Source organism: Bacillus tequilensis KCTC 13622 (genome assembly GCF_000507145.1).
Classification (GTDB): Bacteria; Bacillota; Bacilli; order Bacillales; family Bacillaceae; genus Bacillus; species Bacillus tequilensis.
This window is the reverse complement of sequence record NZ_AYTO01000008.1, coordinates 323,083-337,277: the sequence shown is the minus strand read 5'-3', so window position 1 is coordinate 337,277 and position 14,195 is coordinate 323,083. Positions and strand designations below refer to the sequence as shown.

The following is a 14,195-nucleotide window of genomic DNA, read 5'->3' as shown; positions in this document are numbered from 1 at the left end:
TGCCTTATCATATTTATTACAATATATATTTTGGAGTGAAAGATTTTTCAGCCATTCCAATGATAAATGATTTGCACAACCCCAGAGGAAAATGTTCTTGTATTAATCATTTTTAAATTTATCCTCTGTTTTAAATCAATAAACAACGGTTTTCCCTCTCCCAAAACAACAGGATGAATAGATAATCTAAATTCATCAACAAGCCCCAAATTTATAAATGTTGTAATGAGACTCGCTCCACCATATAGCCAGATGTCTTTACCAGACGTTTTCTTCAATTTATTTACTTCTTCAAGAATATTATCTTTTATAAATATAGCTTGATTATCAATCTCATTTTGTGTTCTGGAAAAAACATATTTCTTTTTACTATGAACCAATTTCCAAATTTCCTTTTCGGTATCAGGGTCTTCATTTTTTGGAGTGTATTGTCCCCATAAATCGTAGCTTTTTCTCCCATATAAAATAGTATCAACTTGATGTAAGAAATCAGCAAACCCCATCTCAGGGTCCATAATGCACCAATCAACTTCTCCATTTTTCCCTTCAATAAAACCATCTAAAGTAACTGCTAAATCTAAAATGATTCTTCTCTGTTTTAAGTTATTTGTCATACCGATTCATCCTTTTCCCATTCAGATGTTGATTCTTCTGTCCCGTTGAATAAGAATGACACAACGAATTTAGATAATCGCAGACTATTATCAGTATCTAGGCTCTCCAAGCATCTGCGACAAGCACCTTTTCGTGGTTTTCGTTCAGTAATACACCGTTGACCTTTTTGAGAATACAGGAAATAGATCTCGTCAATTTCAACGATACCATCAAAATGCTCAAAATCTATTTGTTTTAAGGCATTTAGCAGTTTGTGCTTTTCGATAAAAAACCTAATCCAAATAACCCCTACGATTTTAGCCGATTTTCTCAGGGAATATCCCTTGAACATACAGTCATTTCCTTTGACGCCACAGGACGGTATTCGGTGTGTCAGTGAAAGTTTTGCCACAGCATTTACAGTGATACCGTTGCCGACCATTATACTTTCCAAATCGAACAACGTGTTCTGATGAACAATGGGACACTCAATTCTATCCTTGAAGCGAGTTCTCTCATTTCATTGATTAATCTACCATCAGCAGAGAAAGAAGGTCCAATATAGCGTTTAACCCATTGATAAATCTGTTCTTTTTGTGTATGTGGCAATTTGTCGATATACTTGAACAAGTTGCTAAACGCTTAGCTCACCTTGATAATAAACCGAACATTAGTTCCTTTTTTGATCATATCAAGAATTCGGATAAATATCAACTTTTACCTTTAACAGAGCCTTTATAAAAAAAAGAGCAGAAAATATCTGCTCTACAAAAACTCTTTCATATCGTAAATGCGGCCGTTTTCCGCGCCTGTTTCTAATAAAGAAAGCAGCGTGCCGGCAATAAAGGCCGGGCTTCGAAAACTTCCTGTTTCATTTAACTTCTGGAATCGTTCGATGTCGTGGAAATCCTTTTTCGATGAAGAACGGATGACAGCCTGCATCTCTGTGTCCATCACTCCTGGCGAGAACGAAATCATGTTCACCGGCAGCTCCTCATCCTCCTGTTCAAATCCGAATGTTCTTGTAAACATGTCAAGGCCGGCTTTTGAGCTGCAATACGCGCTCCATCCCTTGTATGGATTTTTGGCGGCGCCTGACGTAATGTTGACTATCGTCTTTTTGCCGCTGTATGAAGCAAACCGTTTTGTAAACAGCTGGCTCAAAAGCACAGGCGCAGTCAGATTCAGCTGATAATGGAGCTGCAGCTCGGCAAGAGACGCTTCGCCGGCGCGTTTGATCGGCGTTACCATTCCGGCGTTATTGATCAGGGTAATGCCTGAATATCGTTCTGCGTTGATTGATGAAAGCAATGCTTCAAATTGCTGTTCAGCTTCTTCGAGATTGATGAGGTCTATTTGATGCTGCGTCAGTTTTTCATGAGAGACATCCGTTTTCGTTCTTGATAAGGCATGGACTTCATGGCCCTTCTCTAAAGCCTGCAATGCAATGGCTTTACCCAATCCCTTTGACGCTCCTGTGATGATATAAAGTTCCATTGGAAACCTCCTCCTTCCGTTCCTATTGTACGTACCGCTTTTATCCAACACAAGCCACGGGGCCTATGCCTTTTTGTTCTCCTGCGCTGTCACTTTTGGGATGAGGAAGACAATGCCCGCAATTCCGAGCAGGATCAGCACGACATAGATAATCGGAAGCAGCAGTGAGGATGTTCCTTGTTCTTCTTTTGTTTCTGTGGATGACGCCTTTGTGATTGGTTTTTTTGCAAAGGTAATTCCGAGCTGTTTCGATTGGGCCTTAATGGTGTTGGATTTCTCAGGATCTGTTGATGTAAACAACTCTTTTATCAGCTCGGTGTCTTTGTCCTTCGGCTTATCAAAGGTGATGTCCTTCTGTTCCTCAGGCAGTTCTGTTTTCTCTTCATAGTAGGTATCTTCATGCAAATAATTCGTATCGATTTCAATGTCTTTTTTCTCGTATTGGTTTGGCGCGACATCTGTATTTTTTTCGGTTTCGGCAGCAGTGGCAGAGGGGATGAAAAGGGAAAAGGAGAGCATACAAATCATGATCCCCTTTTCCATGCTGCGATTATGCTTCATACGTTTCATCGCTTTCTGCTGATTTTTCTGCCATCAGCCGGATAATAAGCGGCAGAGCCGCGGCTATCACCGTAATGATCAGCAGAACCGATATTCCCATTGCAAACAAATGCCCAGTGCCGTACTGGATGTCGATATATACTTTCGATACCGGATCTTCAAAGGTAAAGTTCGGCATAATCAAATCAATAAGCGGTGCGACGTAGAATAGAATCATTGCCGCTGAAGCAACCCATCCAGGGATCGATCCGAATCTGAATGCCGTCCGGATGAAGGCAGAGCTTGCGACCAGCAATAGAATCGTAAACACTGACCACTTAATCGTCTGATCGTCCGGCAGTGAATAAATATTCAAACCGAACAAGCTGATCATGAGTCCGACAAGGATATTCAGAATTCCGAATAACGCTCCTTTGACGAGAAGCGGCGCGTTTTGGTAATACGAGCTGAAATAGCCGATTAACAGACTGCTGATCAATATAATGACAAGGATGACAACCGGCGGCACCGTCTGAGTTTTCTCTTCCGGAACCTCTCCGCTGATTTTAAGCGGATTCGCCAAGTAATCATATACATAGCCGTTGTTTTGCCCGTCTACTAAAGTATTTCCTAATATACCGTATACGTCATTGCGAATGAGTTTCGTGGAGGCGACATTTTTCCCCCAGTTGTTGTTTAAGGTATCCGCTTTCGACTGAACATCATTGACGCTTTGCTGCATGTTGGTCGTGTAATCAATAATGCCTGACTGGCGATCAGACAATGAACCCATCATGTCTGACATTTGCAGCACTTCCTGGCCGACCGTATCCTGGACATTCAGCGCCATTGTGCCTGACAGCCCGTCGTTACTGAACGTGGCAGATTCCTGCGTTGCGCCCGTTACCAGCTGTTCTGACGCTTTTGCGGCACTGTCAGAGATTTTCGTCAGTTCGTCAAGAACCCCTGCTTGAGAGTCACGGATAAACCCGCTGTATTCGTCCGCAAATTTGGTCATGCCGTCGATGAAGCTGTTAATGTCTTCATCAGTTTGCATCGTGTTGTTTTTGAGAGCTTCCCAGCTGGCTGATTCTTCAGGTGTGAGAGCCAGGATGGATTTGACGTTGCCCTGCTGGCCGTTAATGGCGCCGGCTTTTGCAGCATTGTCTATCGTACCGGATAATACAGAGTCATAAACAGATAAATATTTATAGTATCTCATTAAAGCGGAGATTCTTTCTGTATTGATTTCTCCTGAGAATTGAAGCTGATTTTTATTTTCCAGCTCGCGAATCGCGCTGTAAATTCCTTCGAACTCCCGCTGGCGTTTCGCTTCGAGTCTATTGAGTTTATCTTCGAGCGTTTTCACTTGGCCTTTGAGATCATCTATTTCATCGTTGAGACCATCCATTTGCTCTTTTAGTTCTTCTAGTTTCTTTTTCAGCTCTTCATTATGAGCCGTTTCTTTTTCTTTGAGCTCTTCTTCGATCTGTTTGATTCGCTCAGACGCTTTTCTGAGCTGTTCTTTTGCTTTTGCAATATCCGAAACCTCACCGTCATCTCCAGGCTGAGTCGCGCCGCCGTCGCCTCCAGTATCTCCTGAATCTCCGGTTCCGTCTTCATTTGCCAGCTTGATCAATTGAAGGGCTGAATCAGATGATGCAGTCTGTTCGGCAGATGTACCCGTTTCGGTTTGTCCGCTGTCGGACGCACCATCAGAGGCATTGCCGTTCTGCTCCTGACCGTCTGTTCCCTTCTGCTGGTCCTGATCCTGAGTATTGCCGTCCGTTTGTCCGTCATTACCGGTATCATCGTTTCCGGTGTTTCCCTTTGTATCATCGGGATTTGTGCTGCCCCCGTCATCTGGATGTTCCGGATTGTCAGTGGACGGATCGTCTGGTTCAGTACCCGGGTCCTCCGGTGTTGGGTTTTCTTTTTCAGGCTCCTTCAGATTGTCTGAAATATCTTGAATATCAGCAGCGATGGTTTTCAGTTCTTCACGCTGTTTTTCAAGATCGATTTTTAGTTCTTCAGGATTTTCTTCTTTCGGGTCTTTATCTTGATCATCGTTGTCAGAGCCGTCGTCTTCAACTGGGTCGTCCCCTTTCACAACTGTCAGTGCCTGACGTGCCGGGACAAGCAGTTCATAAACCTGGTTTAATGCAGCCTGTTTTGAAGCGGCTTGATATTGATTGATTAAATCGCTTTGGATTTTTGCCATGCCAAATTCCTGCTGAGGCACTTGTCCTTCCCTGACTCTCTGGGCGTCTGCCAGCACATTGCTGGTTTGCCCAAGCTGTGTTTTCGCTTGGCTGATCCCTGTTGCCAGTCCGCTCATGCGTTCGCTGAACTGATTCGCCTTTTGCTGAGCTTGGATGGTGTCCAAACCTGTGCGGATTTGCTGCTGGGTTGAATCCTGGGCTTCCAAAAGCAGTTTTTTCTGGTTTTCTTGATATTCTTTGTATCGTTCAACTGTATCAACGAATTCTTTCAGCGTGTTTTTGGCTTCCTCCGCTGTTGAAGCTTTTTCTTTTGTCGTGCCCTGTGCTTCATTCATTGATTTCTTTAGCTCATCGATTAAATCTTTTTGCTGTTTGATTTCACCTGCTAAATCGTTAGAGCTTGGTTTGTAAAAGTTGTACATGACATTCTGGAATTCAGATTCTTTATTGACGATGTTGTCAAATTCTCCTCTGATGTTGTCCACTTTTTGTGACACAAAGTTCCAGTATAAGGCTGACATTTTTTTGTTCATCGTCTTTTGGGCATCCTCAAGCTCACGCTGAACTTTTTCTTTGTTGACCGCATTCAGGTTATCTTGAATGCTGAATTCGAGCGTTGCTTTTTGGGGATGATCTTTATCATAGCTCAAAATGTTTTTGGAGAAGTCTGACGGAATGTAAACGATCGCATCGTATTTCTTTGACGCGAGACCGGTCTCGGCCGCGCTTCGGTTTACGACCGTCCATGAATAATCGGGACGTTCACCCAAAGCGGCGGCAACTTCCTTGCCGAACTGGGCTGATTTGTCCTCTTCGTCAGACTTCACCTCATCACTCAATACGCCTGTGTCTTCATTCACCACTGCGATTTGCCGAGTGGAATTGACTGCTTTTTTCGTCGGATCGTCTCCGATAAAACGGAAAAACAAAACCGGCAGCAGCAAAATGATGATGACGGCGGATATTAACTTGATCAAGCTTTTTCGTTGTTCTGTCATCTAGCACTCTCCCTTTCAGCAGAACATAAAGGAATTTGAACTTTTTGCTCCTTCCCGTTTTCCACAACATATCCGAAGCCCGGCTGAATCTCAGGCTCCTGTCTTTGGTACGGGAGAGGAATGACATTTTGCTCAGATTTTTTCATCAGCAGAATCGCGTGGCGGATCTGCTTCATTTCTGTCGTCAAGGAGTCATAGCCTTTTGAGAATTCGCTGTGGTTCCCGCCCGGGATAAAGCTGAAGCCGAGATGCGCGTATGATTTCATGAAGTTTGCCAGACGGTCTTGTATTCTCGTATCTATCGTCTGCTGGAATCTCGTAATCCCGTCAATCATCAGCACCACTTGTGAGAATCGCAAATTCTGCACATCTCCCTGACGGACGGCTTCTACATACATGGCTTCTCTTGTTTTAAAAATGTCTTCCGCTGTTTCGATCCACTGCTCAATATCTTCTTTCGTTTCCAAATATGAGACATCTGATTCTTTCGCATATCGGGACAAGCCGCGGTCAATCGAGTCAAACAAGCCGATCATTTCGGTTTCATCATCAATCAGATGTTCAAGCATGACTTTTAAGACGTTTGTTTTCCCGCGCTGGGTCTGGCCTAAAATCAGGCAGTGCTTATGCTTGCCCAAATCAAAATAGACTGGGCTGACGGTTTCTTCATGAAGCCCGATAGGTACAGATAAAGGCTTGCGTTCCAGCTTGAAGCGCAGAGAAAACTCTCTCGTCGACAGGCTTTCAGGCAGCATCGGAATCGGTGCCGGCTGCTCCTTTGAAGCAAAGCGCTCTTGGAGTTTCTGAACGTCTGATTTCAGTCCGTTGAACATGCCGATATCATCATCAGCGTCAACAGGCAGGAACATTTGCGCGAAATAAAGCTCTTCCTTTTGAATGATGACGCGACCCGGGATCGGTTCAAGATTGAATTTTGGCCGTCCGTAAATGGAATATCCCTCAGATTGGTCCATGAGATAATGGACAACCTTCGTTTTCAGGTTATTTAACAATGATTGGCGGACAGCATTTACACGCGTCGCCGTCAGCATGAAGTAGATCCCTAAGCTCTGTCCGTCTCTGGAAAGCTGGACAAATTCCGATTCAAGCTCATGCATCTCATCCTTGACGATGTCAAAGTTGTCAATGGTGATGAAAATGAACGGAAGCTCTTCTTCGCTAAGCGCATTGTACATTTTGATGTGGCTGATTTCTTTTTCCCTGAACAGACGTTTACGGCGGTCAATTTCTTCTTTGATGCGAATCATGAACTTTTCTATTTTTCTTGACTGGTCCATCAGGAAGTAATCCGCGGTATGCGGGAGCTTCGCTAATGGCAGCAGCGTTCCGTTTCCAAAATCAAAGATATAGACATGAAGCTCTTCTGGTGTGTACACATCAGCAAAGCTCATCAGGAACGTTGCGGCCGCGATCGATTTTCCGTAGCCGGAAGAGCCGAATATGCCGATATTTCCGTCTTCCATCATCTTATAAGCAATCGGCTCCTGTCTTTGCAGATCAGGTTCGTCGACATAAGCGAAGTGGAAATGGTCTTTTTCGTCTGAAGAGAAAAGAGTGCGCGGGATACGTTCCGCGAGCGGCGGCAGCCAAGGGCTTGGCAGCTTATCAATTCCCAGATCAGCTTGGATGCGTTCAATTTCGTCAACGACAGCTTCGATTTCTGTTTGAACGTCTTTTTTTCCGATATCTTCGGTATCAACTTCAGAAAGCGGGATCAAGCCCGTATCTGTGACGATCGCGATTTCATCCTCTGTTCCGTAGACTTCCTCTAAGTAAGGCGCCCCGCTCCAAGCCGATTGGAACAGCTCGTACACTTCATTGTTGCCGACCTGCAAATAACCGCGTCCTGTCACGGTAATGTTTGCCGCATCGCTGTTTTTCAAAATTTCTTTACTGTCGGTAGCGTCCTGAACCTTCAGCGCTACTTTAAAGCGCGAGTTACTCCAGATCTGGTCGTCGATGATGCCGCCCGGCTTTTGTGTCGCCAAAATCAAATGCACGCCAAGGCTTCGGCCGATACGCGCGGCACTGACAAGCTCCCTGATAAAATCAGGCTCCTCGCTTTTCAGCTCGGCGAACTCATCAGAAATTAAGAACAAGTGAGGCATCGCCACTTCTGCTTTGCCTTGCTTGTACAGCTTTGTATAGTCATTGATGTGATTGACTTGATATTGGTCAAACAGGCGCTGCCTTTTTTTCAGCTCGCTTTTAATGGAAGCAAGCGCACGCATACTGAAGTTTTTGCTGCCTTCAATATTTGTGATCGTGCCGAGCAGATGGGGAATATTTCGAAACGGCTGCGCCATCCCCCCGCCCTTATAGTCAATTAATAAGAAAGCCGCTTCATGCGGATGAAAATGAACCGCAAGTGACAAAATGTAGGTCTGAAGAAATTCACTTTTCCCTGACCCCGTTGTCCCCGCAAGCAACCCATGCGGCCCGTGTGCTTTTTCGTGAAGGTTCAGATACACAATGTCATCTTTCCCTTTATAGCCGATCGGCACTGAGAGTGACTTCGCCGATTCGCTCGTCAGCCATCTTTGCTGAATGCCGATTTCTTTTACTTCCTTCGCATGGAAAAGCTCCAGGAACGACACCGTTTCCGGAATGGAATTCGTAATGCCGACCTGGTGATTCAGCGTCCGCAGCGTGCGTGAGAACCGTTCGTTGTCTCCGCGCTGATGATGATCAAGGCGGAACGGGATTCTTACCGCTTTTTTCTTCTGTATTAAAATGTCGCCTTCATGCTCATTGATGTAGCGGACAAGGGTCGTAATGTTTTCCGACAAGCTTTCCTTTGTTTCCGCAGCGACAATTGTAGAGATGCCCAGATGCTCATGCTGTCCTTCTAAATATTCGAGAATGACATGCTCTGAGATCAGCTGCTGATTCGTGATGACAAATACAAAATGCGGTTTGAACTGCAGTTTTTCTTTGTCATCTTCGAGATCGCGCTCTCTGATCAATTCGTAAAGTGAGGACAGAAGCTGGTCTCGGGTTTGCTCATTATATATAAAACCTTTTGCATAAATATGGGGCATTTGAAATTGCGGAAGCCACTTCATCCACTCCCAGTCTTTATACTCTTCTTCATGAAAAATAAAAACGAAACGCAAATCGTGATAGCTGTTAAAGAACGACAGCTGTCCGATCAGCTGGTGAATCTCATTTTTCACAATTTGTGATTTACCGACAAGCCCCATCGGACCTTCCGCCAAATCGACCGTAACCGGCGCATTGCGGATATCTTTATAGACACGCTGCATGTGCTGTGATTTCTCCATGAGGTCATCGATATCACGATTCGCCAAGTCTCCGCCGCTCATATTGATTTCATAGCTTGACGGAACTGTTCCAGTCCCAAGCCGCAGCTGAAGATAATCCTTGCTTTCCAGTGATTTTTCCCAGATCCGGTCACTGATTTCACTTGTTAAGTATTTCATTTGTTCAAACGAAGGGAAATGAAATTCAAGAACCTGCTTTTGCTTTTCAGCAAGCTCCTGAAGCTCTTTCCGCTTATTGTCTAGGTAAAGCTTATACACGCGCTCCCGTTTTTCCTCGCGTTTTTTCCGCTGGTTTTTATCCCGGAAATATTGCACTGTCGAGGTAATGAGGGTCATCATAAACATCGCGAGAGAAACGAGTATGAATATGCCCCGCGGCTGAATGATGGCAACAACGCCCATCACAATCAGCATCACTAGCGGCGGCAGGATGACGAGCCACAGCCCTCTATTGGTTTGATCGCTCTCCTGAGAGGGAAAACTGAAGGACACGCGGTCTTCTGGCAGATCGTACACCATTCGCGGCGTTCTTCTGTACTGCGGATATTTTTTCTGCATCTCTGTGGTCGGTTTGACCGTTTCTGTTAATGCTGTTTTAAATGAGGCAAAATGTACAATTTCTAAAAGGTCTTGTTCCGTCACTCTCATTTGCGTGAAGTTCCAGAAGATTTCATCCCCAGGCTGAAGCCGTGTATTGCCGATGATCTTCTCTCCATTCAAAAAGACCGTCCCGCTTTCAGGACGAACCGACCAGCTTTCACCGACACGCAGCAAAGAGAACGTGCTTTGTTCAGCAAAAGCAAAATCTTGCGGATTCAGATAGATATCAGCATCCGTTTTTTCTGAAGAACATACGATTCCATCCGGATTCCCTGTGAAATAAACCGATTTCTTGGGCTCACTGCCCATCAAAATAAAGCGTATATCCTGCTCGTCCGTTTGGAGAGAAAAGGAGGTATTCGGCTCAATCGTACCGAGACAATCATTTCCCAGGAAAACTTCGTATTGGCCGCCAGATTCCTTTCTTTGAAGAGAAATCGCTCCGCTTGTAAACGGAATGGCGCCGATCGTAATGGAATCCTTCACATCAGGCCCTATAGTCACCGGATGGGACGACGGGAGGTCAGACAATTTCAGTTTTTGAACGTTATTTTGGTAAAAAACCCATAATAGACTCAAATGGCGAACCTCCTAACGGCCAAATGACAGCATACGATGACCTGCGCTTCATGTCTTACGTTATTTGTCATCTTTTTTCTCATCTTTCTTTTCTGATTCTTTTTCTTTCTTTGCTTGTTCTGCTTTTTTCGCTTTTTCCTCGGCTGCAGCTTTTTCTTCAGCTTGTTGTTTTTCTTTGTCTGATTGTTCTTCAGCAGTTTGGCTGGTTGCATCAGTTCCTGATGTGTCAGACAACTCTTGTTCTTTTTGTTCCTCAATTTGTTTTTTTATTTGGTCGATCTCGCTCTGCACAGAGTCTAATTCTTTTTGCTTTTCGTCATCTTTCATACTTTCATCTGCTAGTATTTCAGCCTTATATCTGATCAGGCCCAATCCAATATATGGATTATATTCAAGCTTTCTTCCGATGCTAACGGCTTCTTTATTGTTTCCTCTCCCTAAATCTATCCAATAAAGGAAGTGCTGCGGATCTGACTGCAGTGTGACTAAATTATTTTCCACTTTTTTCTTTTCATCACCGTCTATACTTTCAACCTCAACATAAGACGTTGCCAGCTGATACTGCACCGATTCAGGCAGGCTTTCAGCATCGTACTTGGACAGTTTGCTGATAACCTCACTGTACTGCTTGTTGAGGAAAGCGCGGTTGCTGTCGACTATCGCCTGGTGCTTTGGCTGTGCGAAAAACAAGACGTACATCGAATAAACAAGGGACGGCACAAGCAAAACAATGAGCCCCAGGCCGATGTACCGCTGGATGTTCCACTTCTTTCTCGGGATATGTATGTATGTTTTCGCTTTGGCTTCGAGCTCATCGATATGGGTTTGAATCAGCTCGAGCAGGTCATCATAGGACGCTGCATCCAATATCGCCTTGGCCTCTGCGGAAAATGTCAGCGTTTCATTAAATTTCAGGTAGTCTTCAAACGCAAAAGCGCCGTCAACCGCCAAAGCCGCTGACGCTTTCAGCTCCCGCCACACTCTTTCCTCATCCTGCTCGTAAGGAGGAATGCTCTCTTTTACTCCATAATGGAGAAAATAAGGCGTCAGGCCTTTATCGAATACAATGTTTTCAGGAGCGACAATCAAATTCAGCCTCGACAGATTGTGCTGCTGTACAGCCTTGACAAGCTGATAGGCGAACTGCCATTTGCTTTTTTTATCTTTAGCTTTCATGAAGCGGAATGCTTTATAGGAGGGAGGAGGCTGGATTGTGATGATCACTTCATCATCCGTCACATCGATCTCTTTATGAAAAAATGGATTTACATCTTTGATCACGTTGGCTTCGAGACCGTCCAGAAGCTTTATTTTTTCCCGCTGAAAGGTAAATGTATAGCCGGCATCTGTTTTCTCGGCAACAGCTTCTAATTGGTTTTCTACATATGATTTTTGTTTATCCGACATTCAACCAGATCCTTTCATAATATTTCAAGCCGGTCTCCGTTTGTAATGCCGCAATCAGACAGCTTGCATTCTCCGGAAAACACCGTATCCTTATTAACCACTCTGATCCAGTGCCCTTCGCGCGGAGGTATGGCTACACTCTGGGCTTGCCAAGCAATATCAATTACTTTTTTCACCGGGTGGTAATCTGACAATCTGAGATCAAAGACACTGCCGTTATAATGTTTCAAATCTATTGTAATATCAATATACATATATTGGATCACCCTTACATAGAAAGAGCGCCGTCTTCTCGTGAATCAGGCGCTCCTTCCCTTTCATACTGTTATCCGCGGATTTGGTTTGCGATGTCTTGGTCAGTAGACTCAAGTGTATTTGCTGTTTGATCAAGCTGCTGGTTCACATCTTGAAGCAAATCTGACATTTTGATAAATGAAGGTTTGAGCTGCTCGTATTGATCTGCGAACGCTTCGCTTGAAGCACCTTCCCACATGCTCTTCAAATCAGAAATCATTCGGTTTAAACGATCAACCTGATTCAATACTTCTTGGCTTTCAACGCCGTATTGCTTCGCCATTGCTCTTAGCTCTTCGGGTGTGACACGAATTAATCCTGCCATATTCCTCATTACCTCCTGTGCCATCAGCCTAAATATGGGCTAATTCACTTATTTTTAGAACGTCATTATTATAAAAACAGTTTTTCGGCACAGTCAAACAAATATGTTTTAATTTTACAAAATGAGTCTAATGGTTTACCCTAATTCACTGCAAAATGACATATTTTGTTAAACAAATAGGTTTATTTCCTCAATCTCCTCTTCATCCTCCGAATAATCCAAAAGACCCAAATCATTCCCCAACTCCCAAAAAAAACCTTCCAGAACATTTGATGCTGCAGCACCGATTCTGAAAGGTTCCGTTTTTTCTTTCCTTAATAGTCTCGCCCCCGATGACTTACTTAGAAGAATAATAGAATAAGCTTTCGTATCATATAAGGAATAAAACTGTACTGTAAAAAGGCGATTACGCCGCTAATCATCTATAAAACATTTCTCTCATATGCCATGTCATTGTTTTTTCGGCTTCCATTCTTTGTTGTTGATTTTCACAAACATCAACAATCATAATAAAAGGAAGGGGCTGAGATGTCAAAGAGAAATCAAGCTTGAAAAGTAGGGAGATTTATGCCATGCCGAATGATCCGTTTAAATACAGTTTTGACAGACTTGAAGATGTGGCTGATCATATCAGCGACGTCCTGCGGTGCCCGATCACCATAGAGGATGTTAACCACAAGCTGCTGGCCTACAGCACACACAGCGACTGCACGGACCCTGCCCGGACGTCTACAATCATTGGCAGAAGAGTGCCGGAGAAGGTCATTAACAAGCTGTGGAAGGATGGGACGATTCCAGCTCTTTTAAATACGGACCAGCCGATCAGAGTCAAGCAAATAGATGAAGTCGGACTGAGCAATCGCGTTGCCATCTCCATTTGGAAAAACAACCAGGTTCTTGGATTCATATGGGCGCTTGAGATTCAAAAAACATTGTCTGACGATGATCTGGTGACATTGCAAATGGCAGCAAAAGCAGTGAGAAACCAGCTGCTCAAACTCCAAATCCGAAAAACGAAAAATGAAGAACGCAGCCAAGAGTTTTTCTGGAAAATGCTGACTGGACACATTCATCAGGAGCATGACATGGCGGCTGGATTCCACAAGCTTGGAATGGCCGCTCCTTCTGAGTTTTCCGTGATGATCATCCGGATAAACGGTGAGCTGACTGAAAAAATCGAGCAGCAGCTGCAATATTTGCAGGAAACGACCCAGCAGGTTCACGTACTGCTGACGACCGTAGATTCCAATGAACTCATTATTTTAACCGCACCCAAAACAGATCACCCATTTCAAGATGCAAAGCAATTTGCTTTCAGTACGCAAAAACAGCTGAAGGAGCGGTATAAATTAGAAGACGTTTCGATCGCTTTTGGCGGAATATACCATTCTATTTCTTTTGTCTCCCGCTCCTATCAGGAGGCATTATCCGTCTTAAAAGCGAAAGAACGCTTCGCTGAAGAAACAAAACATCTGTTTAGTTTTTCTGAATTAGGCATTTATCAATACTTGGACGTCTTAGATGAAAAACGGAAACAGACGGGATATTTTAATTATTCACTTTCCAAGCTGGAGCAGTATGACCGGGATCACCAGTCAAATATGGTAGAAACGCTAGAGCGTTTTATTGAAGCTGACAGCAACGTGAACACAGCCTCCAAGGTGTTAAATATACACGTCAATACGTTGAATTACCGTCTCAAGCGTATCAGCCAGATCGCTGAAATCGATTTAAAAAATATCAATCAAAAATTCACCATCTATTTAGATATCAAACTTCGGCACATGGATTTGTGAAATTTCACAAATCCATGTTTTTTTATTTTCTTATTCAA

At 44.0% G+C, this 14,195-nt stretch carries 8 protein-coding genes and 2 pseudogenes; 1 reads left to right on the top strand and 9 read right to left on the bottom strand.

What is annotated here, in order from left to right; translation table 11 throughout:
* Nucleotides 1-47 precede the first annotated feature (47 nt).
* The 9 genes and pseudogenes from V756_RS0104920 to V756_RS0104880 form a co-directional block, all read right to left on the bottom strand.
* The gene (locus tag V756_RS0104920) at nt 48-614 is read right to left on the bottom strand and encodes a dihydrofolate reductase family protein (RefSeq protein ID WP_024713698.1); all 567 of its coding nucleotides are present in this window, start codon (nt 612-614) and stop codon (nt 48-50) included.
* A gap of 128 nt (nt 615-742) precedes the next feature.
* A pseudogene (locus V756_RS01000000121865) lies at nt 743-1,224 on the bottom strand (transposase); the annotation flags it as partial.
* Nucleotides 1,225-1,359: 135 nt separating this feature from the next.
* Entirely contained in the window at nt 1,360-2,091 is a 732-nt protein-coding gene (locus tag V756_RS0104910; protein ID WP_024713696.1) for a (S)-benzoin forming benzil reductase, read from the bottom strand.
* A 63-nt stretch (nt 2,092-2,154) separates the two neighbouring features.
* Nucleotides 2,155-2,610 (bottom strand): type VII secretion protein EssA, encoded by a 456-nt coding sequence (gene essA, locus V756_RS0104905; RefSeq protein ID WP_081719777.1) that lies wholly within the window; start codon nt 2,608-2,610, stop codon nt 2,155-2,157.
* 31 nt (nt 2,611-2,641) lie between these two features.
* Complete coding sequence (gene esaA, locus V756_RS0104900; protein WP_024713694.1) at nt 2,642-5,851, bottom strand: type VII secretion protein EsaA; 3,210 nt, start codon at nt 5,849-5,851, stop codon at nt 2,642-2,644.
* Entirely contained in the window at nt 5,848-10,335 is a 4,488-nt protein-coding gene (gene essC, locus V756_RS0104895) for a type VII secretion protein EssC (protein ID WP_024713693.1), read from the bottom strand. The genes esaA and essC overlap by 4 nt, the downstream gene beginning before the upstream one ends.
* A gap of 60 nt (nt 10,336-10,395) precedes the next feature.
* The gene (gene essB, locus V756_RS0104890; RefSeq protein WP_024713692.1) at nt 10,396-11,742 is read right to left on the bottom strand and encodes a type VII secretion protein EssB; all 1,347 of its coding nucleotides are present in this window, start codon (nt 11,740-11,742) and stop codon (nt 10,396-10,398) included.
* Nucleotides 11,743-11,756: 14 nt separating this feature from the next.
* A complete protein-coding gene (gene yukD / locus V756_RS0104885; RefSeq protein ID WP_010329928.1) occupies nt 11,757-11,996 on the bottom strand; it encodes an ESX secretion system protein YukD in 240 nt (79 codons plus the stop codon).
* Nucleotides 11,997-12,067: 71 nt separating this feature from the next.
* Complete coding sequence (locus V756_RS0104880) at nt 12,068-12,361, bottom strand: WXG100 family type VII secretion target (protein WP_003220661.1); 294 nt, start codon at nt 12,359-12,361, stop codon at nt 12,068-12,070.
* A gap of 567 nt (nt 12,362-12,928) precedes the next feature.
* On the opposite strand from V756_RS0104880, the pseudogene adeR reads away from it, so the two are divergent.
* Nucleotides 12,929-14,157: pseudogene (adeR, locus tag V756_RS0104875) on the top strand (sporulation transcriptional activator AdeR).
* The last annotated feature ends 38 nt before the right edge of the window (nt 14,158-14,195 follow it).

Bases quoted from the DNA above. Each gene is read 5' to 3' on its own strand.
- V756_RS0104910 (WP_024713696.1), bottom strand. From the start codon at position 2,091: ATGGAACTTTATATCATCACAGGAGCGTCAAAGGGATTGGGTAAAGCC.
- esaA (WP_024713694.1), bottom strand. From the start codon at position 5,851: ATGACAGAACAACGAAAAAGCTTGATCAAGTTAATATCCGCCGTCATC.
- essA (WP_081719777.1), bottom strand. From the start codon at position 2,610: ATGCTCTCCTTTTCCCTTTTCATCCCCTCTGCCACTGCTGCCGAAACC.
- essB (WP_024713692.1), bottom strand. From the start codon at position 11,742: ATGTCGGATAAACAAAAATCATATGTAGAAAACCAATTAGAAGCTGTT.
- V756_RS0104920 (WP_024713698.1), bottom strand. From the start codon at position 614: ATGACAAATAACTTAAAACAGAGAAGAATCATTTTAGATTTAGCAGTT.
- V756_RS0104880 (WP_003220661.1), bottom strand. From the start codon at position 12,361: ATGGCAGGATTAATTCGTGTCACACCCGAAGAGCTAAGAGCAATGGCG.
- yukD (WP_010329928.1), bottom strand. From the start codon at position 11,996: ATGTATATTGATATTACAATAGATTTGAAACATTATAACGGCAGTGTC.